This is a genomic window from Streptomyces sp. YIM S03343, from assembly GCF_054729195.1.
In genome coordinates this window covers 4,622,476-4,643,206 of record NZ_JBPUKX010000001.1, presented here as the reverse complement: position 1 = coordinate 4,643,206, position 20,731 = coordinate 4,622,476, and the positions used below count along the sequence as shown (strand labels likewise).

The following is a 20,731-nucleotide window of genomic DNA, read 5'->3' as shown; positions in this document are numbered from 1 at the left end:
TCGCACTCCGCTCCGAGGCGGGACGGGCATGCAACAAGGACTTCATGGGAGGGGGGACAGGGGTGGGTTCTTTCCTGAGCTGGAGGAAGCGCACAGTGATCACCGATCCCGCCCCGGCCACCCGCCGTACGCACGCCGTGCGGACGCCTCATGCCGCATCTGCCCTCCCCCCGGCACGTCCCGCGAGTCCCGGTGCGCGCACCGCAGTTGGAGAACGGGCCCTATCGCCCTCGCCGTCGCCCTCGCCGTCGCCCTCGCCGTCGTCGCCGTCGCCCTCGCCGTCGTCGCCGTCGCCGTCGCCGTCGCCGTCGCCAAGCACTCTGGACGGCTTGTTCGCCCAGGTGGCCCAGCGGCGTCCGGACGGTGTCGCCGTCCAGGACGCCCGCGGCGAACTGCGTTTCGCCAAGGCCGAGTCGTGGGCCGCACGGCTGGCATCGGTCCTGGTGCACAGCGGGGTCCAGCTCGGCGATCCGGTGATCATCCACTGCGACGACCACCGGCAGGCGCTGATGGCGCAGTTGGCCGTCCTGAAGGCGGGAGGTGTCTGTGTGCCCGCCACGCACGGTCTCGGCCGATCGGAACTTCGTGGCATCGCCGCGGTCAGCGGCGCCTCGACCGTCCTGTGCAGCCGTTCCACTGGAGAGCTGCGCGCTGGTCTACCGCTGGGTCGTCAAGCCCGGGCCGTATGGTGCCGCCGGACAGCGCGTCCTCGCCGTCCAGTACGACCACGCCACCGGTGGACGGGACGCCAAGGACGACTCCTTCCAAAATTCCTCTCTATCACGGCAACCTTTGTGCGCATGACGGCAACTGGCAGGTAACTGGGCCCCGGACCAAGGCCCACTGCGCCAGAAGGACAAGCCGTTGCCAGATCAGAACCGCTCTCATCGCCGCCGTCCGGCGACCCGCCGCGTGCTCGCCGCCGCCGTGGTTCTCGCCGCCGCGGGTGCTGCCGTACCGCTGGTCGCCCTCGCCGCACGCACGCCGGAGGCCGGCACGCCGACCACGGTCGCCGACGCAGCGGCCGGCAGCGGCCGCTACTTCGGCACGGCAGTGGCCACGGGCAGGCTCAGGGACTCGACGTACTCCGCCCTTCTCGACCGGGAATTCAAGATGATCACCCCGGAGAACGAGATGAAGTGGGACGCCATCGAACCCTCCCGCGGGTCGTTCAACTTCGCCGCCGCCGACTCGATCGTGAGCCACGCCTCCGCGCACGGCCAGCGAATGCGCGGCCACACCCTGGTCTGGCACTCCCAGTTGCCCGGCTGGGTCCGCTCCATCACCGACGCCAACACCCTGCGCAGTGTGATGAAGAACCACATCACCACCGAGATGACCCACTACAAGGGCAAGATCTACGCCTGGGACGTGGTCAACGAGGCATTCGCCGACGGCGGCAGCGGCCAGCACCGCAGCTCGGTCTTCCAGGACGTGCTGGGCAACGGCTTCATCGAGGAGGCGTTCCGCACCGCCCGGAACGCCGACCCCTCCGCCAAGCTCTGCTACAACGACTACAACATCGAGAACTGGACCGACGCCAAGACCCAGGGCGTCTACAAGATGGTCAAGGACTTCAAGTCCCGCGGCGTGCCCATCGACTGCGTCGGCTTCCAGAGCCACTTCGGCGCCGGCGGCCCGCCGGCCAGCTTCCAGACCACCCTGTCCAACTTCGCCGCGCTCGGCGTGGACGTCCAGATCACCGAGCTCGACATCGCCCAGGCGTCCGCCACCGCGTACACCAACGCCGTCAAGGCCTGCGTCAACGTCGCTCGCTGCACGGGCATCACGGTGTGGGGCATCCGCGACAGCGACTCCTGGCGCACCGGTGAGAACCCCCTGCTGTTCGACGCGGGCGGCAACAAGAAGCCCGCCTACAGCGCCGTGCTCACCGCCCTGGGCGGCAGCAGCGGCGGCACGCAGGCCGGGGGCATCACCTCCGGCACTGTCTACACTCTCGCCGACGCGGCCGCCGGACGCGTTCTCGACGAGCCCACGGGACAGAACGGCAACGGCACCCCGCTCCAGGTGTGGGACGCCAGCGGCGCCTCCAACCAGCAGTGGCGAGCCGGCCGGAACAGCGACGGCTCCTACACGCTCACCAACGTCGCCAGCGGCCGGGTACTGGACGAGCCGGTCAACCAGACGGCCAACGGGACGAGGATGACGGTCTGGGACGCCAACGGCGGCGCCCACCAGCACTGGAAGGCCAGCCAGAACAGCGACGGCTCCTACACGCTCACCAACGTCGCCGACGGCCGGGCGCTGGAGACCCCCGGCGGTCGGACCGCCAACGGCACTCCCGTCCAGGTGTGGGACTCCAACGGCGGTGCCAACCAGCACTGGACCTTGAAGCCGACCGCGGCGCCGAAGAGCGACACGTGTTCTCTCCCGTCGACGTACCGGTGGACCTCGACGGGCGCGCTGGCGCAGCCGGCGAACGGGTGGGCCTCGCTGAAGGACTTCACCGACGTGACGTACAACGGCAAGCACCTGGTCTACGGGACGAACTACTCGGGATCGGCCTACGGCTCCATGGCGTTCAGCCCCTTCACGAACTGGTCGGACATGGCTTCGGCCCGCCAGACCGGCATGAGCCAGGCCGCGGTGGCGCCCACACTGTTCTACTTCGCGCCCAAGAACATCTGGGTGCTGGCGTACCAGTGGGGTCCGTGGCCCTTCAGCTACCGCACCTCCAGCGACCCCACCAACCCCAGCGGCTGGTCCGCGCCGCAGCCGCTGTTCACCGGCAGCATCCCCCGCACCGAATCCCCCACCGGCCCGATCGACCAGACCCTGATCGCCGACGGCCAGAACATGTACCTGTTCTTCGCCGGTGACAACGGCAAGATCTACAAGTCGACCATGCCGATCGGGAACTTCCCCAGCAGCTTCGGCTCCTCGTACACGACGGTCATGAGTGACACGGTGAAGAACCTGTTCGAGGCGCCGCAGGTCTACAAGGTCAAGGGCCAGAACCAGTACCTCATGATCGTCGAGGCGCGGGGTGCGAGCGAGCAGCGCTACTTCCGCTCCTTCACCGCCACCAGCCTGAACGGTCCGTGGACCCCGCAGGCCGCCACCGAGTCCAACCCCTTCGCCGGCAAGGCCAACAGCGGTGCCACCTGGACCAACGACATCAGCCACGGTGACCTGGTCCGCGACAACCCCGACCAGACCATGACCATCGACCCCTGCAACATGCAACTCCTCTACCAGGGCAAGTCCCCCAACACACCACCGAACACCTCCTACGACAACCTGCCGTACCGGCCCGGCATCCTCACCCTGAAGCGCTGACCTGCCTGATCGACACTCACCACCTCGAGGAACCCCAGCCGTGCGTCGGCTGGGGTTCCTCTCTTTTGTGGACTTTCATCGCGGATGACGGCCGCGGAACCGCCGCCCGTGCCGTGCGTCGCCGCGGCCGACCCGCACCAGGAACTCCGCCTTCCCCTGGGCGAAGTCGATGCCCGTGGGGCTGGTGAACCGCCCCACATGCCCGATCCGGTGCCGTACAGACGTTGCCCGGAGTCGAAGGGGTCGATGGCCGGCGCGCCCATCCATGGCCCGATGCCGGTACCCACGTACGGCGCCGCGGAGTCGTTGCGCACCGAGATCGCGCCGAGCGTCTTCCAGGTGGCGCCGCCGTCGGCCGACCGGTGGAACTCGTCGGAAGGCCACCAGCGATCCAGGGTGGTGACCATCACCGTGGCCGGGTGCTGCGGGTCGACCGCGCGTCCGGCGAACGCCGTCACCGCCGCTGGACGACGAGATGTTCTTCCAGGCCCCGGTGGCCGTCGTCAGTTGCCGTACGGGAGGGCCAGACGTTCCTGATCAGGCCGGACGGCGAGTATGTCGTCCTGTCGAGACGTGGGCGGGGCGGCCCGGAGTGTCTGCTCCGGGCCGCCCCGCCCATGCGACGTCATTGTGCGGCGGGGACGGGGTCGCGGGTCGGTGCGGGTGTCTCTTCGGATCGGGCTGGGCTGTCACCGCGGAGGGCAGCAGTCGCAGTCCGTTCAGGCGCATCACGGTCCCGAGGACGACCAGGACGAAGAAGAGGGCGGTCAGCCAGAACGAGCCGACCAGCAGGGCCAGGTGGCGCAGGGTGCCCAGGCCGTAGTTGCCGATGGTGAAGGCCATCGAGCCGAACGCGACGATGGGAGCGAGCCGCATGATCCAGCGGATGAGCGTGAACAGGACCGTGGAGAGGCTCGGGCGCCTGGGTCAGGACGGGTCGCCGTACTGGAGGCCGCGTCCGTTGGTGCCGATGTAGACCCGGCCGTAGGTGTCGGGGTCGCCGGTGATGATGCCGAGGCTGCCGATGGCGCCCCACTGGTGGGCGTCGTCGTTGACGCGGAGCCAGGTGGCGCCCTTGTCGGTGGAGCGGAAGACTCCGGTGACGTTCTTGACGGTGCCGAGCAGGTACAGGGCCTGGTAGTCGGTGCCCGGCGCGGCCTTGCCGAAGCCGAGGGCGGAGGCGGACTGCACCGTCTTGAGTGTGGTGAAGGTGCGGCCGCCGTCGGTGGAGTGCAGCAGCCCGTTGCCGCCGCCGGCGATCCACAGGTCCCCGGCGATGCCGGGGACGGCTGTGAGCCGGCCTGCGGGCAGGTTGCCGGCGCGGGCGGTGAAGGTCGCGCCGCCGTCGGTGCTGGCGTGAAGCGTGCCGCCCGTGAGTGAGTAGAAGGTATTGGCCGAGGAGCGGTCGGCGACGACCACGGCGTCGGTACCCAGGCCGCTGACCTTCGACCAGCTCGCCCCCTTGTCGGTCGAGCGGTACGGGGCCTGGCCGGCCTCGGTCCAGACGATGGTGGAGCCGTCCGCCGCGAGCGCGACATGGCCGCTGCCCGCGCTGCCCACAGGCTCTGCCGTGAAGCCGTTCCAACTGCTGCCGCCGTCGGTGGAGTAGGCGCCGTCCTGCGCGCCGCCGGTGCCGACGCGGACCATCACCGCGGGGGACGACTGGGCGAAGTCGATGTCGGTGCTGCTGCTCATCAGCGGGTTCTTCAGCCGTCCGGCGGGTACCTCGGTCAGGGAGTCGTGGCGGAAGCCGCCCTGGTCGCCCATGGAGGTGATGACGGTGGCGCCGCCGGGAGGAGCGATCGCGTCCGCCAGCGAGGTCTCCTCCAGCCCGCGGGCCCCGGAGGCCCAGTGGCTGGTGCCTCCGCTGTCGGAGGCGTTGGCGTCCTTGCTGCGCCAGATGCCGTTGCCGGTGCCGTACAGCACGTGAGCGGAGTCGAAGGGATCGATGGCCAGCGCGGTCATCCAGTGCCCGATGCCGCTGCCGACGTACGGAGCGCCGGAGGCATCGCGCTGCGACTTGTCGGCCAGCGCCTTCCAGGTCGTGCCACCGTCGGTGGTCCGGTAGACCTCGTCCTCGGGCCACCACCGGTCGAGGGTGGTGACCATCACCGTGGATGGCTTCCGCGGGTCGACGGCGAGGCCGGAGAACCCGTAAGAGCCCCGGGACGGGGAGATGTTCTTCCACGCGCCGCCCGACGGCGTGTACTTCCACACCGAGCCCGCCGTCGCGTCGTTGGGGCCGATGTTGTTGCTGTACGTCAGGTAAAGCGAACCGTCACCGGAGACGACACCGTGCTGCGGCATCTGGCCGGTGGGCTGCCCGGAGACGGCCTGCCAGCTGCTGCCGCCGTCGGTGGAGCGGTACAGGGACGTGGACCTGTCGTTGACGCCGACGTAGACCGTGTTGCTGCCGGCCGGGCCGTACGTCACGAAGGAGATGCCCGCGCCGCTGCTCGCCCCGTCCTTGACGGGGAACGAGGAGACCTGACCCCATGTCGCGCCGTAGTCGGTGCTGCGCCACAGGCCGTTCTTGCGGGTGCCCAGCAGCAGGGTGCCGCGGCCCGCGGGGTCGATCACGAGCCGTTCGCCCGCCCCGCGGCCGGGTTCGTTGCCGCCCAGCTTGAAGGGCAGATCGGTGCGCTGGAAGGTGCGGCCCCGGTCGGTGGAGCGCAGGATCGCGCCGTTGCCGGCCCACTCGTTGGTGTAGGTGCCCGTCGCGAGGTAGAGCCGGTTCGGGTCGACGGGGTCGGTGGCCAGCGCATCTATGCCCAGAAGGTTCCAGTCCTTCTCGCCGAGCCAGTCGGTCAGCGGGATCCACTGCTCGGCCGCGGTGTCCCAGCGGTAGGCGCCGCCCATGTCGGTGCGCGCGTACAGCAGGCCCTTCTCCTTCGGGTTGAACACCAACCCGGTGACGTAACCGCCGCCCACCACCTGGGCGTTCTTCCACACATACGGTCCTGCCGCGGCCGTGGTCTGTGCCTCGCCGGTCCCGGAGGTCTGGGTCCCGGCCGTCTTCACCAGCTTCCACTGCTGGTTGGTGCTGCCCCGGCTCGGATACTGGATGATGGCCGCGCCCTGGGCCGTGGAGCCCCCGGAGACGTCCAGGACCTGGCCGCTCCTGCGGGAGGTGAGGGTGACGGCGTCGGAACCACTCACATCGTCGATCCGCCACTCCTGGGAGGTGGAGGAGCTGTCGGTCTCCTGCTCGGCGGCGGCCCCCTGATCGCTGGAGTTGCCTGCTATGCCCAGCACCTTGCCGCTGTTGCGGTTCACCAGCTCGAAGTAGCCGTCCCCTGCGGCCTTCAGCTTCCACTGCTGGTTGGCGGTGTTCTGGTCGGTCCACTGCTGGATACGGGTGCCGTCGGCGGTGGAGAAACCGTTGACGTCCAGCACCTTGCCACTGCGCACCGAGACCAGCCGGTAATAGGCACTGCCGTCGATCGTCGCGGCCTGCGAGTCCTCCTGCGCGAACAGGAGATACGGCACGACGAGAGCGGGCGCGCCGAGCAGCAGACCGGTCGCGGTCCAGCGACGGCGATGACGCCCGCGCCGCCCGCCGTTCGTGGGGTTGTCCATGAGGGGAGGCTCTCCTTGCACGCTGTTCATCAGAGGAAATCCGGATCCCGGCCACCGGAACTGGCCGGATCCGCTCCCTTGTCGCCACAGGCCCCGCACAGGGTTGCCCCGAGCCGGAAGATTTTTCTCAGGGCACCTCGTGGTGCGGCAGGCGTTGATCAGCGTCTGGGCAGACCGATGCCGCGCACAAGAACCTGGCCCGGCTGCGCCTGGAGCACCCGGACAGCGTGTCGGCCATCAGCCGGCGGATGCACCTGGTGCTGCTCGTCACCTGGACAATCCTGTGGTTCGCCGTGGTCCAGCCGTACGGGGCTTTTCCTGGCACCACCTGCGTATGAGTGGGGAGTTGCCAGAAGGCCGCCGCCACGCCACCTCCGCAAACTCGCCGCCTGGGCCGACGCCATCGCCCTGAACGGAGACCGGCCACGCCGCCGTCCGACCCGGCGCCGCAAGACCAAGCCGATCGGCACCTGGACCCCGAAGGGCCACATCACCCAGACCTGAGACCTTCCTCACAGAGAGCAAGCCCTGGAGCCACCCAACCGAAGATCCAGACCACAACGCGGACCGCCGAACGCACCCAGCCCTCGACGGTCCGCTCCGGCATGTCCAGAGACAAGCATCACAGCACGCAGAAACCGGAATGGGTGGCATCGTGATCACGATGCCACCCATTCCGTCGGTGAGCTGGAGCACATTCGTCGGTGCTCCTGGTGCGCGAGGGGGGAGTTGAACCCCCACGCCCTTGCGGGCACTGGAACCTGAATCCAGCGCGTCTGCCTATTCCGCCACCCGCGCATTGGGTGTGTCTTCCGGCTCCGTTACCTTGGGTGCGACGCCTTCCGACATGCAGAACATTAGCACGCGGGCAGGGGCCGGTTCACATCACTATTCGCCGGTGGTCAGGACGGCCCGCCGGCCGTCTCCCGCACCGCCGCGGGACCCCCGACAGCGCTCCGACCCCGTCGAACACGCCGCCCCCGTATTCGACGACGTCCGGTTCACGTATCAACCTCGTACCGGTCACAGCCTTCTCCGCAGGAGGCGGGCCGTCCGCACAGTCAGGTGCGGGACACTGGTCGGGGGCCACCTCTACGATCCTGGACAGGAGAAGTTCGAAGGGGAACGGCTCCGGGCATCCGGGAGGGAACCGGTGCGGACGACGGGTACCGAGGGCAACCGCCGCCACTCGCCAGTGCCTCTCTCTGCGGCCGTACGCAGGGGGAACCGGCCATTGGCCGGACGCGTGGATACGATCAACAAGCACGACGACGAAGACGACGCCGAAGACGACGAGGAACGCGAAGAGGAACAGCACGGGAAGCAGGGCCGCAGGAAGAGCCACAGGCAGGGCGCGAAGCAGCACCGCGGGAACCGCGGGCAGTGCCGCAGGCACCGCCGGCACCACGAGCAGTACCAGGCAACGCAGCAGGCAGAGCAGCACGACTACGTCGGAGGAGGTGCCTCATGGGAGTCCTGAAGAAGTTCGAGCAGCGCCTCGAAGGTCTGGTCAACGGCACCTTCGCCAAGGTGTTCAAGTCCGAGGTCCAGCCCGTGGAGATCGCCGGTGCGCTCCAGCGCGAGTGCGACAACAACGCGACCATCTGGAACCGTGACCGGACCGTCGTCCCCAACGACTTCATCGTCGAGCTGAGCGCGCCGGACCACGAGCGCCTCAGCCCCTACTCCGGCCAGCTCGGCGACGAACTCGCCGGCATGGTGCGCGACTACGCCAAGCAGCAGCGCTACACCTTCATGGGCCCCATCAAGGTCAATCTCGAGAAGGCCGACGACCTCGACACCGGCCTGTACCGGGTGCGCAGCCGTACCCTCGCCTCCTCCAGCAACCAGCAGCAGGGCGGACCCGCGCCCGCCCCGGGCCGCCCCGCCGCGCCCGGCGGCTACGGATATCCGCAGCCCGGCCACCAGCAGCCCGCCGGCGCCCCGCCCATGCCGTCCGCGCCGCCGCCCGGCGGCCGCCCCGGTGCCGCGCCCTACGGCGGCGGTCACCGCGCCGGCGGTCCCGTCGGAGTCCCGGCGGCCGGGTCCCGTACCCGCTACTGGATCGAGATCAACGGCAACCGCCACCAGATCTCCCAAGGGACCCTTGTGCTGGGCCGGAGCACCGAGGCCGACGTACGGATCGACGACCCCGGCGTGTCCCGCCGGCACTGCGAGATCCGGACCGGAGCGCCCTCGACGATCCAGGATCTCGGCTCCACCAACGGCATCGTGGTGGACGGACAGCACACCACCCGCGCTACGCTCCGCGACGGCTCGCGGATCGTCGTGGGCAGCACCACCGTTATCTATAGGCAAGCCGAAGGGTGAAGCGGGGGCAATGTCAGAGCTGACCCTCACGGTCATGCGGCTGGGTTTCCTGGCCGTACTGTGGCTGTTCGTGATCGTGGCCGTGCAGGTCATCCGCAGCGACCTGTTCGGGACGCGCGTCACACAGCGCGGCTCCCGCAGGGACACGGGACGGCCGCAGCAGGCCGCCGCCCGGCAGGCCGCGCCCCCGCAGCAGCGCGGCCAGCAACAGGGCGGCCGGCAACGCCGCAACGCGCCCAGCAAGCTGGTCGTGACCGAGGGAACCCTGACCGGCACCACCGTCGCGCTCCAGGCCCAGACGATCACCCTGGGCCGCGCGCACGACTCCACGATCGTGCTGGACGACGACTACGCCTCCAGCCGCCATGCCAGGATCTACCCGGACCGCGACGGCCAGTGGATCGTCGAGGACCTCGGATCCACGAACGGCACGTACCTGGACCGGTCCCGGCTGACGACTCCCACGCCGATCCCGCTGGGCGCCCCGATCCGCATCGGCAAGACCGTCATCGAGCTGCGGAAGTAGTGCTACATCATGAATAGGCGCGAGCGGAGCGAGCACGCAGAAACGGCGGTCCACACCCCGGACCCCGGCGCGCTCCCGACCGGAGGGTGGGCACCGTGCGGATGTACCCGGAGCCGACGGGCGAGGTGCGCATGAGTCTGTCACTGCGCTTCGCCGCCGGATCGCACAAAGGCATGATCCGGGAGGGCAACGAGGACTCCGGCTACGCCGGACCGCGCCTGCTCGCCATCGCCGACGGCATGGGCGGCCAGGCCGCCGGAGAGGTCGCCTCCTCCGAGGTCATCTCCACCCTGGTCACCCTCGACGACGACGTGCCCGGCTCCGACGTCCTCACCTCCCTCGGCGCCGCCGTGCAGCGCGCCAACGACCAGCTGCGCGCCATGGTCGAGGAAGACCCCCAGCTCGAAGGCATGGGCACCACCCTCACCGCCCTGCTGTGGACCGGGCAGCGGCTCGGCCTCGTGCACGTCGGCGACTCGCGCGCGTATCTGCTGCGCGACGGAGTCCTCACCCAGATCACCCAGGACCACACCTGGGTGCAGCGTCTGGTCGACGAGGGCCGCATCACCGAGGAAGAGGCCAGCACCCATCCGCAGCGCGCGCTGCTGATGCGCGCCCTCGGCAGCGGCGACCGTGTCGAACCCGATCTGTCGATCCGTGAGGTCCGCGCCGGGGACCGCTATCTGATCTGCTCCGACGGGCTGTCCGGGGTCGTCTCCCACCAGACGATGGAGGACACCCTCGCCAGCTACCAGGGCCCGCAGGAGACCGTGCAGGAGCTGATCCAGCTCGCGCTGCGCGGCGGCGGCCCCGACAACGTCACCGTGATCATCGCGGACGTCCTCGACCTCGACACCGGTGACACCCTCGCCGCGCAGCTCTCGGACACCCCGGTCGTGGTCGGCGCGGTCGCCGAGAACCAGCTCCACCTCAACGACAACGGCATCATGCAGACCCCGGCCGGACGTGCCTCCGGGCTCGGCCGCGGGGTGCCCGGACAGGGCGGCGGGGGCGGCGAGTTCGGGCCGCCAGGCTCCGGCGACACCACCGGTTACGTACCCGGAGGCAGCTTCGGGGACTACACGGACGACGACTTCGTCAAACCGGGCAAGGGCCGCCGATGGCTGAAGCGGTCGTTCTACACCGTGCTGGCGCTCGGCGTCATCGGCGGCGGCCTGTACGGCGGCTACCGGTGGACGCAGACGCAGTACTACGTCGGTGTCAACGACACGCACATCGCGCTGTACCGCGGGATCAGCCAGGACCTGGCCTGGGTGAAGCTGTCGGAGGTGGAGAAGGACCACCCCGAGATCGAACTCAAGTACCTGCCTGCGTACCAGCAGAAGCAGGTGAAGGCGACCATCGCCGAGGGCGGGCTCTCGGCCGCCCGGAACAAGGTCCAGGACCTCGCGGTGCAGGCGTCCGCCTGCAGGAAGCAGGCCCAGCGCGAGGCCGCCGAGTCGAACAACAACACCAAGCCGCAGACCGGCCAGGCCAAGAACGCCACGGGAACCACCAAGACCTCCCTCACGTCCAAGGCATCGCCGACGCCCAAGGCGTCGGCCTCGACGGGGACCCCGTCGACGTCCCCGTCCACGACCCCGTCCGCGACCCCCAGCCCCGGCCCCACTCTCTCGGAGGATGAGCAGAAGGTCGTCTCGCTGTGCGGTAAGCAGTAGGCAAGCCGTGAGAGGCCCCCGTCACACGATGAGCAGTACTAGCAACACGCCGACGCACCACACGTCCACGATCGGCTCCATCGGCGCACCGAGCCGCCGCAACACCGAACTCGCCCTGCTGGCGTTCGCGGTGGTCATTCCGGTGTTCGCCTACGCCAACGTGGGACTGGCCCTCGACGACAAAGTGCCCGTCGGCCTGCTGGGCTACGGCCTGGGGCTCGGCGTCCTCGCGGGCGTCGCCCACATTGCCGTACGCAGATTCGCGCCGTATGCGGACCCGCTGCTGCTGCCGCTGGCCACGCTCCTCAACGGCCTCGGCCTCGTCGCCATCTGGCGGCTCGACCAGTCCAAGCTGCTGCAGCAGATCGGCCAGGCCGGTGACAAGGCGACCAGCCAGCTGATCTACACCGCGATGGGCATCGCCCTGTTCGTGGCCGCGCTGATCTTCCTCAAGGACCACCGCGTCCTGCAGCGCTACACATACATCTCCATGTTCGGCGCACTGGTCCTGCTGCTGCTTCCGCTGGTCCCGGGCCTCGGCGCCAGCATCACCTACGGCGCCAAGATCTGGATCAGCGTCGCTGGCTTCACCATCCAGCCCGGTGAGTTCGCCAAGATCGTGCTGGCGATCTTCTTCGCCGGCTACCTCATGGTGAAACGCGACGCCCTCGCGCTGGCCAGCCGCCGCTTCATGGGCCTGTACCTGCCGCGCGGCCGCGACCTCGGCCCGATCCTCGTCGTCTGGTTCATCTCCATCCTCATCCTGGTCTTCGAGACCGACCTCGGTACGTCGCTGCTGTTCTTCGGAATGTTCATCGTCATGCTGTACGTCGCCACCGAGCGGACCAGCTGGATCGTCTTCGGTCTGCTGATGTCCGCGGCCGGCGCCGTCGGCGTGGCCAGCTTCGAGCCGCACGTCCAGACCCGAGTCCAGGCCTGGCTCGACCCGATGCACGAGTACATGCTCAGCCGCAACGGAAGCCACGACGGCCTCGTCCACTCCGAGCAGGCCATGCAGGCCCTGTGGGCCTTCGGCTCCGGCGGCACCCTCGGCACCGGCTGGGGCCAGGGCCATTCCGAGCTGATCCGCTTCGCCGCCAACTCCGACTTCATCCTCGCCACCTTCGGCGAAGAGCTGGGCCTGGCGGGAATCATGGCGATCCTGCTGATCTACGGCCTGATCGTGGAGCGGGGCGTGCGCACGGCCCTCGCCGCCCGCGACCCCTTCGGCAAGCTGCTCGCCGTCGGCCTCTCGGGCGCCTTCGCCCTCCAGGTATTCGTGGTCGCAGGCGGCGTCATGGGCCTGATCCCGCTGACCGGTATGACGATGCCGTTCCTGGCAGCCGGCGGTTCCTCGGTCATGGCCAACTGGGTCCTCATCGGCATCCTGATCCGCATCAGCGACACCGCCCGCCGCCCGGCGCCCGCCCCCGCGACCAACCCCGACGCCGAGATGACCCAGGTGGTCCGCCCGTGAACAAGCCCCTGCGCCGGATCGCGATCTTCTGCGGACTCCTCGTCATGGCCCTCCTGATCCGTGACAACTGGCTCCAGTACGCCCAGGCCGACAAACTGCGCACCGATCCGGCCAACCGCCGCGTGGCCATCGAGCGGTACGCGAACGCGCGGGGCGACATCGTCGTCGACGGCACCCCCGTGACCGGCTCGGTCGTGAGCAAGCACGGCGACTTCAAGTACAAGCGCACCTACAAGAACGGGCCCATGTGGGCCCCGGTCACCGGCTACTCCTCCCAGGCGTTCGGCGCCAACCAGCTGGAGTCCCTCGAGGACGGCATCCTCACCGGCAACGACGACCGGCTCTTCTTCCGCAACACCCTCGACATGTTCACGGGCAAGCCGAAGTCTGGCGGCAATGTCGTCACCACCCTCAACGCCGCGGCGCAGAAGGCCGCCTGGAACGGGCTGAAGGACCAAGGGGGCAAGGGCGCCGTCGTCGCCATCGAACCGTCCACCGGCAAGATCCTCGCGCTGGCCTCGTACCCGTCGTACGACCCGTCCGTCTTCGCCGGCAACACGGACACCGACTCCAAGGCGTGGCAGAAGCTCCAGAAGAAGTACAACCCCGCCGACCCGATGCTGAACAGGGCGCTGCGCGAGACCTACCCGCCGGGCTCCACCTTCAAGGTGGTCACCGCCGCGGCCGCGCTGGAGAACGGGCTGTACACCGCGGCGGACCAGGCCACCGACTCGCCGCTGCCCTGGGTGATGCCGGGCACCACGACCCCTCTGAAGAACGAGGGCAGCATCCCCTGCAAGAACGCGACCATGCGGATCGCGCTGCGGTTCTCCTGCAACACCGTGTTCGGCAAGATCGGCGCCGACCTGGGCAACGACAAGATGCTCGCGGAGGCCAAGAAGTTCGGCTTCACCTCCGAGCAGTTCACCCCGATCCGCTCCAGCGCCTCGGTGTTCTCCGACAACATGAACCAGTCGCAGACCGCACTGTCCTCGATCGGCCAGTACAACACCGCGACGACCCCGCTCCAGATGGCCATGGTCGCCTCGGCCGTCGCCAACGACGGCAAGCTGATGAAGCCGTACATGATCGACGAGCTCCAGTCCTCCAATCTCGACTCCGTCTCCAAGACCGACCCGCAGGAGCTGAGCCAGCCGCTGTCGGGCGCGAACGCCCAGATCCTCCAGTCGATGATGGAGACGGTCGTCAAGGAAGGCACCGGCACCCACGCGCAGATCAACGGGGTCACGGTGGGCGGCAAGACCGGTACCGCCCAGCACGGTGTCGAGAACAGCGAGAACCCGTACGCCTGGTTCATCTCGTACGCCAAGCTCAGCGACGGGAGCTCGCCGGTCGCCGTGGCCGTGGTCATCGAGGACGAGAGCGCCAGCCGTGACGACATCTCCGGCGGCGGCCTCGCGGCCCCGATCGCGAAGGACGTGATGGAGGCGGTCATCGACTCCAAGAAGTGACCCGGCTCACAATCCCCTCACATCGGTGCACGTTGCGATACCGGTCCTGTATCGGGTGACGGGCTTGGCCAAGTCACACAAAGCGATCCGGGTACCGTAGGCCCGGACGGCAGCCTCCGGCAGCACGCCATGTGCCGACCGGGACCCACGGAGAGGGCTGGTAGGAGCTTATGGAAGAGCCGCGTCGCCTCGGCGGCCGGTACGAGCTGGGCCAGGTGCTCGGCCGTGGTGGCATGGCCGAGGTCTACCTCGCGCATGACACGCGCCTCGGCCGGACCGTGGCGGTGAAGACGCTGCGCGTGGACCTCGCACGCGACCCGTCCTTCCAGGCCCGGTTCCGCCGGGAGGCCCAGTCGGCCGCCTCGCTCAACCACCCCGCGATCGTCGCGGTCTACGACACGGGTGAGGACTACATCGACGGGGTCTCGATCCCGTACATCGTGATGGAGTACGTCGAGGGGTCCACGCTGCGCGAACTCCTGCACAGCGGCCGCAGACTCCTGCCCGAGCGTTCGATGGAAATGACCATCGGCATCCTCCAGGGCCTGGAGTACGCCCACCGCAGCGGCATCGTCCACCGCGACATCAAGCCGGCCAACGTCATGCTGACGCGCAACGGCCAGGTCAAGGTGATGGACTTCGGCATCGCCCGCGCCATGGGCGACTCCGGCATGACGATGACGCAGACCGCCGCGGTGATCGGCACCGCGCAGTACCTCTCCCCGGAGCAGGCCAAGGGCGAGCAGGTCGACGCGCGCTCCGACCTGTACTCGACGGGCTGTCTGCTGTACGAGCTGCTGACGGTACGGCCGCCCTTCGTGGGCGACTCCCCGGTCGCCGTCGCCTACCAGCACGTCCGCGAGGAGCCGCAGCCCCCGAGCGTCTTCGACCCGGAGATCACGCCCGAGACGGACGCGATCGTCCTCAAGGCGCTGACCAAGGACCCGGACTACCGCTACCAGTCCGCCGACGAGATGCGCGCCGACATCGAGGCCTGCCTCGACGGCCAGCCGGTGGCAGCCACCGCGGCCATGAGCTCGGTCGGCTACGGCGGCTACCCGGACGACCAGGCGACCACCGCCCTGCGCGCCACGGACGCCGGCGCCACATCGATGCTGCCCCCGATGAACCCGGACGACGGCGGCTACGGCTACGACGATCGCCCCGACCGACGCCGTCAGAAGAAGAACAGCAATAACCTCTCGACGATCCTCCTGGTCGTCGCGGGCATCCTGGTCCTCATCGGCGCCATCCTGATCGGCAAGTGGATCTCCAGCGGGAACGGCGGGGGCAACGACAGCGTGCCCGTGCCCAACTTCGTCGGCCAGACCAAGGCCCAGGCACAGCAGCAGGCCTCGAACGTCGATCTGAAGCTGGCCTTCACCAGCAAGGAGTGCGAGAACCAGCCCAAGGGCAAGATCTGCAAGCAGACCCCGTCGTCCGGCTCGGTGAAGAAGAACTCCACGATCAACCTGGTGGTCTCCACCGGGGCGCCCAAGGTCACGGTGCCGGATGTACAGGGCCTGACCTTCGACAAGGCGGAGTCCCAGCTCACGGACAAGGGCTTCAACGTCGAGCAGAAGACGCAGGTGTCCGATCAGACGCCAGGCGTCGTCATCGCCCAGGACCCGCGGGGCGACACTGAGCGCGAAAAGGGCTCCACGATCACCCTCACGGTCGCCAAGGCCCAGGAGAAGTCCACCGTCCCCGATGTCTCCGGCAAGACCTGCGACGAGGCCAAGGCACTGATGGTGCAGAACAACCTCGTCGGCACCTGCACCGACGTGGAGACCACGGACACCAACCTGGTCGACAAGGTCGTCTCGACGTCGCCGGTGGCCGGCACGCAGGTCGACAAGAACTCGGCCGTGCAGATCAGCATCGGCAAGCAGACCCAGCAGAAGACGTCAGTGCCCAGTGTCCAAGGTCAGACGGTCGCGGTGGCCAAGCAAACCCTGCAGGCGGCCGGGTTCACCCAGTTCCAGTTCAACGGCAGCTCGGATGACACCGCAATCGTCTTCAAGCAGGACCCCAAGGGGAACCAGCAGGTCGACGACCCCGCCAGCACGACGATCACCCTGACCACCATCGGGGGCAACGGCGGGAACAACGGCGGGAACAACACCGGCTTCTTCGGAGGCAACAGCGGCTGACCCCCGCCACATCGGCCGAGGCGGGCCCTGCCGGGAAGTCCCGGCAGGGCCCGCCTCGTTCCGAGCGGAACGACGCGCCGATCGCACGGTAGTTCCTGAGCCAATCGTGTCTTCCCCATGCCACGACTCGTTGATCGGGTGGGGTGGGGAATCGGATCTCCGCCCCGGCCGTACGGCCACGGCACGATCCGAGGGGCAAGAATGATCAACGAAACAGTACTGCTGGAATCGAAGACTCTGCGCAACAGCGTCCTGGACCGCACTGACGTCCTCGACAAGGTGAAAACCCTGTCGCTGCTGCCGGACGGCATGCATGTGACGACGGCGATGGTGGCGGCCTACTTCGAGGTCGCCGTGAAGACCCTCGAGTCGGTGGTGGAAGACCACCGGAAGGAACTGGAATCCAGCGGCTATCAGGTCCTGACAGGCAAACGACTGGCCCTCTTCAAGGGGGTCAGTGGGATCCAGTCCCGTTCCAGGGCGCTGGCGCTCTTCTCCCGTCGCGCCGTCCTCAACGTCGCCATGCTGCTCCGGGACAGCGACGTCGCACGTCAGGTACGCGCGTACCTCCTCGACATGGAGTACCTGGCCCGCGCACAGCCTGTGGAAAACTCGCCGCAGGCGGACGCCCGCTCCCTCGACGACCGTATCGACCAGCTCATCACCCAGGTGCTCGGCACGACAGTCGTCCCCCTGTTCAACGCGCTGATCGAAACCTCCGGCGAGCACCGGAGGGAGCTGATCTCGCTGCGTGCGGACGTCCAGCGGGTCGAGTTCCGGCTCACGCAGCACCACGCCCGGCTGCGAAGGCTGGAGAGCCTGCGGACTGCACGGGCCGTCGCCGGCGGCCTGGCGTCCCTGGACGTCATGAACAGCCGCGAGTTCGAGCACCATGTCGCATCGCTCCTGCGCCGTGACGGCTGCACCGATGTGGCCGTCCAGGGCGGCCACCGGGACCGGGGTGTGGACATCGTCGCCCGCGCGGCCGACGGTAGGCGTCTCGCCGTTCAGTGCAAGAGGTTCGCCCCGCACAGTTCGGTCGCAAGCGCGGACGTACAGAGGTTCATCGGATCGGCCAAGGTGCTGTACCGCGCTGATGTCGCCCTCTTCGTGGCCACCAGCCCCTTCACCCGTGACGCCCTCGCCCTGGCGGCCGAATGCGGAATCACCGCCGTGCACCGCGGGCTGCTGGAACGGTGGAACGCCGGGGCCGCGCTGCCGGTCCTGCGATAACCGTCACGCCCGCCGTCACCGGAAGGGCCCGAAGTCGCAAGAGCAAGTTGCGGCTTCGGGCCCGGCTCATGTGCCCGGTGGTTCTAGCGCAGTTCCTTCGGCGGGGTGCGCTTGCCGTCGACCTTGTCGACGCGGACCAGTTCGCCCCACACCACATAGCGGTAGCGGGAGGTGTAGACGGGGGTGCAGGTCGTCAGGGTGATGTAGTGGCCGGGCTTCTTGCGGCCGGAGTCCTTCGGTACCTGGGCGAGGACCTGGACGTTGTACTTCGAGGTCTCCGGGAGGATGTTGTAGACCTTGTAGACGTACCACTTGTCCTTGGTCTCGAAGACGATCGGGTCGCCCTTTTGGACCTTGTCGATGTTGTGGAACTTCGCGCCGTGGCCGTCGCGGTGCGCGGCGAGGGTGAAGTTGCCGTCCTTGCCGGACATGGGGAGGGCCGACTTCACCGGATCGGTGTAGTAGCCGGCGACACCGTCGTTGAGGACCTCCGTCGAGGTGCCCTTCTCGACCAGGACCTCACCGTTCTTCATGGACGGCACGTGCAGGAAGCCGATGCCGTCCTTGGTGTCCAGCGCCCCGGGGCCCGACCCGCCGTGCGCCCAGTTGTCGCGGACCTCGTCACCCTGCCTGTCGGCGGCCCGGTCGGCGATCACGTTCGTCCACCAGAGGGAGTACACGACGAACAGGCCGAGAACGAGGCCCGCGGTGATGAGGAGTTCGCCGAACACACTGACCGCCGTCGCGATCCGGCCCGGTCGACGGCGCCCGGGCCCCTGGGGGGACCCGGCCACGCCGATCCGTTCCCCGTGGTCCGTGCCGTCGGTGGTCGCTGCCACGTTCATCTGCCCCTACTCGACGAGCGCATCCGGCTTGCCCTTGCTGCGCGGCCGTTCATCGACCATCTTGCCCCAGACGATCAGCCGGTACTTGCTGGTGAACTCCGGCGTGCACGTGGTCAGTGTGATGTAACGGCCCGGCCCGGTGAAGCCCGAGCCCTTCGGGACGGGGTCCAGCACGCTCGTGTTGGCTGGCGACGTCACCGGCAGCATGGACGCCATTTTGTAGACGTAGTACGTGTCCTGGGTCTCCACCACGATCGCGTCGCCCGGCTTGAGCCGGTTGATGTAGCGGAACGGCTCGCCGTGCGTGTTGCGGTGGCCCGCGAGACCGAAGTTGCCCGTCTTGGCGTCCGGCATGGCCGTGTTGAGGTCGCCCTCTCCGTAGTGGCCGACCATGCCCTTGTCGAGGACCTTGGTCTTGCTGGTGCCCTCGGCGATCGGCACCACCACGTCCAGCTTGGGGATGTGCAGGATGGCGAAGCCCTGTCCGGGCGCGAAGGTGCCGGGCGCGCGTTTGCCGCTCGCCCAGTCGTCCTGGAGCTGGTGCGCCTCGCTGCCGGCCTGCGCGTGCGCCCGCACGTTCGTCCACCACAGCTGGTAGGTGACGAACAGCAGCATCAGGACGCCGGTGGTGATGAACACCTCGCCGATGGCGCGGCTGGCCAGCACGCCGGGGCCGGGCTTGCTCGCACGGGCGCGGCGGCGGGCCTCGACGCGCGAGAGGGGGGCGGCCGCCGGGCCGTCCTCGTCCGCGCTCAGGCCGGGCGCCTTGCCTGCGGGACCTGCCGGACCTGCAGAACCTGCGGGTCCTGCAGGACCAGAGGGGCCGCTGTGACGCCCGTGACGGCGTTTGGCGGCCTTTCTGCGGGCCGCACGCCCGCCTGGTGGGGGTGCGGTGGCCGAAGTGGCTAAAGGGGCCTCAGAGACGGACGGAGGCGGCTCGTCCTGGTCGACGGGCGGCGGTGCGGGCGGAAGCCGCAACGCCATCGTCTCCTCGCTGATACGAGGCATGGCAGGGGTAGGGGTCATGGCAGGTGAGGGGGACGTGGGGGGCACAGGGGACATGGGGGGCATGGGGGAAGGCGCCGCGGGTGGTGCGGCAGCCGGCGGGTCGGCGGTGATCGTAGGGGCCGTGGAGAGCGGCGTCTCTGTGGGGATAAGAGGGTCCGCGGAGGTCGCGGGCCTGGCGTCCGGTGCCGGGGCCTGCGCCGGGAACGGCGGTGTCTCGCCGTACCAGCCCTCGATCGCGCCGGGCTCCTCGTACGGCTGCGGCCCGTACGAGGTCCCCGTCTCGCGCTCGGGGCGCAGCGCGGTCACGCCGTGGCCCTGCCCACCACCGGGGCGAGCCCCGCGGACCGCGCCACCGCTCCCTCGTCACCGCACTCCACCAGCCAGTTCGCCAGCATCCGGTGTCCGTGCTCGGTGAGCACCGACTCCGGGTGGAACTGCACGCCCTCGACGGGCAGCTCGCGGTGGCGCAGGCCCATGATGATGCCGTCGGGTGTGCGGGCGGTCACCTCCAGTTCGGCCGGCACGGTCGCCGGTTCGGCGGCCAGGGAGTGGTAGCGCGTCGCCGTGAACGGGGACGGCAACCCGGCGAAGACGCCCTTGCCCCCGTGCTCCACCGGCGAGGTCTTGCCGTGCAGCAGCTCGGGCGCCCGGTCGACCACACCGCCGTACGCCACCTGCATCGACTGCATGCCCAGGCAGACGCCGAAGACGGGCACCCCGGTGGCGGCGCAGTGGCGCACCATGTCCACGCAGACGCCCGCCTCCTCGGGGGTGCCGGGACCCGGCGACAGCAGCACACCGTCGAAGTTGTCCTGGGCGTGCGCGGTGGACACCTCGTCGTTGCGCAGCACCTCGCACTCGGCGCCCAACTGGTACAGGTACTGGACCAGGTTGAAGACGAAGCTGTCGTAGTTGTCGACGACGAGAATGCGCGCGCTCACTGGTTGTCCACCGTCACATCGTTGAAGGGGAGCAGCGGTTCCGCCCACGGGAACACGTACTGGAAGAGGACGTAGACCACGGCGAGGACCAGCACGAGTGAGATCAGCGCCCTCACCCACACGTTCCCCGGCAGATGCCGCCAGATCCAGCCGTACATGCCGTCCCTTCCTTCGCACCACGGCACCG

At 68.9% G+C, this 20,731-nt stretch carries 16 protein-coding genes, 1 tRNA gene and 1 pseudogene; 10 read left to right on the top strand and 8 right to left on the bottom strand.

Annotated features, from left to right (window positions below):
* Positions 1–44 precede the first annotated feature (44 nt).
* Both ACSYGN_RS20035 and ACSYGN_RS20030 read left to right on the top strand, forming a co-directional pair.
* The gene (locus ACSYGN_RS20035; protein ID WP_460397533.1) at positions 45–821 is read left to right on the top strand and encodes an AMP-binding protein; all 777 of its coding nucleotides are present in this window, start codon (positions 45–47) and stop codon (positions 819–821) included.
* A 91-nt stretch (positions 822–912) separates the two neighbouring features.
* Positions 913–3,300: a non-reducing end alpha-L-arabinofuranosidase family hydrolase gene (locus ACSYGN_RS20030; RefSeq protein ID WP_460403586.1), complete on the top strand. Its 2,388-nt coding sequence runs from the start codon at positions 913–915 to the stop codon at positions 3,298–3,300.
* Here ACSYGN_RS20030 and ACSYGN_RS20025 read toward each other — a convergent pair.
* From ACSYGN_RS20025 to ACSYGN_RS20010, 4 genes and pseudogenes are all read right to left on the bottom strand, one after another.
* Positions 3,252–3,758, bottom strand: coding sequence for a hypothetical protein (locus ACSYGN_RS20025; protein WP_460397531.1), 507 nt, complete (start codon positions 3,756–3,758; stop codon positions 3,252–3,254). The two genes, ACSYGN_RS20030 and ACSYGN_RS20025, sit on opposite strands and share 49 nt — an antisense overlap.
* A 241-nt stretch (positions 3,759–3,999) precedes the next feature.
* Positions 4,000–4,212, bottom strand: a pseudogene (locus ACSYGN_RS20020) (cation:dicarboxylate symporter family transporter); the annotation flags it as partial.
* A gap of 15 nt (positions 4,213–4,227) precedes the next feature.
* Positions 4,228–6,879, bottom strand: a complete 2,652-nt coding sequence (locus ACSYGN_RS20015; RefSeq protein ID WP_460397530.1) for an RICIN domain-containing protein — start codon at positions 6,877–6,879, stop codon at positions 4,228–4,230.
* Positions 6,880–7,590: 711 nt separating this feature from the next.
* Positions 7,591–7,677, bottom strand: a tRNA-Leu gene (locus ACSYGN_RS20010).
* Positions 7,678–8,125: 448 nt separating this feature from the next.
* Here ACSYGN_RS20010 and ACSYGN_RS20005 point away from each other — a divergent pair.
* The 8 genes from ACSYGN_RS20005 to ACSYGN_RS19970 all read left to right on the top strand — a co-directional run bounded on the left by ACSYGN_RS20005 (position 8,126) and on the right by ACSYGN_RS19970 (position 17,750).
* The gene (locus ACSYGN_RS20005) at positions 8,126–8,359 is read left to right on the top strand and encodes a hypothetical protein (protein ID WP_460397528.1); all 234 of its coding nucleotides are present in this window, start codon (positions 8,126–8,128) and stop codon (positions 8,357–8,359) included.
* Positions 8,347–9,210, top strand: a complete 864-nt coding sequence (locus ACSYGN_RS20000) for an FhaA domain-containing protein (protein WP_460397526.1) — start codon at positions 8,347–8,349, stop codon at positions 9,208–9,210. The genes ACSYGN_RS20005 and ACSYGN_RS20000 overlap by 13 nt, the downstream gene beginning before the upstream one ends.
* Before the next feature lie 10 nt (positions 9,211–9,220).
* Positions 9,221–9,736 (top strand): FHA domain-containing protein FhaB/FipA, encoded by a 516-nt coding sequence (locus ACSYGN_RS19995; protein ID WP_460397524.1) that lies wholly within the window; start codon positions 9,221–9,223, stop codon positions 9,734–9,736.
* 101 nt (positions 9,737–9,837) lie between these two features.
* Positions 9,838–11,415, top strand: coding sequence for a Stp1/IreP family PP2C-type Ser/Thr phosphatase (locus ACSYGN_RS19990; RefSeq protein ID WP_460403584.1), 1,578 nt, complete (start codon positions 9,838–9,840; stop codon positions 11,413–11,415).
* A 28-nt stretch (positions 11,416–11,443) separates the two neighbouring features.
* Positions 11,444–12,892 carry an FtsW/RodA/SpoVE family cell cycle protein gene (locus tag ACSYGN_RS19985; RefSeq protein WP_460397522.1) on the top strand — a complete coding sequence of 483 codons (1,449 nt, stop codon included), beginning with the start codon at positions 11,444–11,446 and terminating at the stop codon, positions 12,890–12,892.
* Positions 12,889–14,364, top strand: a complete 1,476-nt coding sequence (locus ACSYGN_RS19980; RefSeq protein WP_460397520.1) for a peptidoglycan D,D-transpeptidase FtsI family protein — start codon at positions 12,889–12,891, stop codon at positions 14,362–14,364. The genes ACSYGN_RS19985 and ACSYGN_RS19980 overlap by 4 nt, the downstream gene beginning before the upstream one ends.
* A 170-nt stretch (positions 14,365–14,534) precedes the next feature.
* On the top strand, positions 14,535–16,517 hold the full coding sequence (gene pknB / locus ACSYGN_RS19975) for a Stk1 family PASTA domain-containing Ser/Thr kinase (RefSeq protein ID WP_460397518.1): 1,983 nt from the start codon (positions 14,535–14,537) through the stop codon (positions 16,515–16,517).
* Positions 16,518–16,718: 201 nt separating this feature from the next.
* Positions 16,719–17,750 carry a restriction endonuclease gene (locus ACSYGN_RS19970; RefSeq protein WP_460397516.1) on the top strand — a complete coding sequence of 344 codons (1,032 nt, stop codon included), beginning with the start codon at positions 16,719–16,721 and terminating at the stop codon, positions 17,748–17,750.
* 83 nt (positions 17,751–17,833) lie between these two features.
* On the opposite strand, the gene ACSYGN_RS19965 is transcribed toward ACSYGN_RS19970, so the two are convergent.
* The 4 genes from ACSYGN_RS19965 to ACSYGN_RS19950 are packed head-to-tail and all read right to left on the bottom strand — an operon-like array spanning position 17,834 to position 20,702.
* Complete coding sequence (locus ACSYGN_RS19965; RefSeq protein WP_460397514.1) at positions 17,834–18,595, bottom strand: class E sortase; 762 nt, start codon at positions 18,593–18,595, stop codon at positions 17,834–17,836.
* A gap of 6 nt (positions 18,596–18,601) precedes the next feature.
* Positions 18,602–19,909, bottom strand: coding sequence for a class E sortase (locus ACSYGN_RS19960; RefSeq protein ID WP_460397512.1), 1,308 nt, complete (start codon positions 19,907–19,909; stop codon positions 18,602–18,604).
* On the bottom strand, positions 19,906–20,544 hold the full coding sequence (locus tag ACSYGN_RS19955) for an aminodeoxychorismate/anthranilate synthase component II (RefSeq protein WP_460397510.1): 639 nt from the start codon (positions 20,542–20,544) through the stop codon (positions 19,906–19,908). The genes ACSYGN_RS19960 and ACSYGN_RS19955 overlap by 4 nt, the downstream gene beginning before the upstream one ends.
* Positions 20,541–20,702, bottom strand: a complete 162-nt coding sequence (locus tag ACSYGN_RS19950; protein ID WP_046727640.1) for a hypothetical protein — start codon at positions 20,700–20,702, stop codon at positions 20,541–20,543. Before ACSYGN_RS19950 ends, ACSYGN_RS19955 begins: the two co-directional genes overlap by 4 nt.
* Between the last annotated feature and the right edge of the window lie 29 nt (positions 20,703–20,731).

Bases quoted from the DNA above. Each gene is read 5' to 3' on its own strand.
- ACSYGN_RS19970 (WP_460397516.1), top strand. From the start codon at position 16,719: ATGATCAACGAAACAGTACTGCTGGAATCGAAGACTCTGCGCAACAGC.
- ACSYGN_RS19965 (WP_460397514.1), bottom strand. From the start codon at position 18,595: ATGAACGTGGCAGCGACCACCGACGGCACGGACCACGGGGAACGGATC.
- ACSYGN_RS19990 (WP_460403584.1), top strand. From the start codon at position 9,838: ATGTACCCGGAGCCGACGGGCGAGGTGCGCATGAGTCTGTCACTGCGC.
- ACSYGN_RS20000 (WP_460397526.1), top strand. From the start codon at position 8,347: ATGGGAGTCCTGAAGAAGTTCGAGCAGCGCCTCGAAGGTCTGGTCAAC.
- ACSYGN_RS19950 (WP_046727640.1), bottom strand. From the start codon at position 20,702: ATGTACGGCTGGATCTGGCGGCATCTGCCGGGGAACGTGTGGGTGAGG.
- ACSYGN_RS20015 (WP_460397530.1), bottom strand. From the start codon at position 6,879: ATGGACAACCCCACGAACGGCGGGCGGCGCGGGCGTCATCGCCGTCGC.
- ACSYGN_RS19995 (WP_460397524.1), top strand. From the start codon at position 9,221: ATGTCAGAGCTGACCCTCACGGTCATGCGGCTGGGTTTCCTGGCCGTA.
- ACSYGN_RS19985 (WP_460397522.1), top strand. From the start codon at position 11,444: ATGAGCAGTACTAGCAACACGCCGACGCACCACACGTCCACGATCGGC.
- ACSYGN_RS20035 (WP_460397533.1), top strand. From the start codon at position 45: ATGGGAGGGGGGACAGGGGTGGGTTCTTTCCTGAGCTGGAGGAAGCGC.
- pknB (WP_460397518.1), top strand. From the start codon at position 14,535: ATGGAAGAGCCGCGTCGCCTCGGCGGCCGGTACGAGCTGGGCCAGGTG.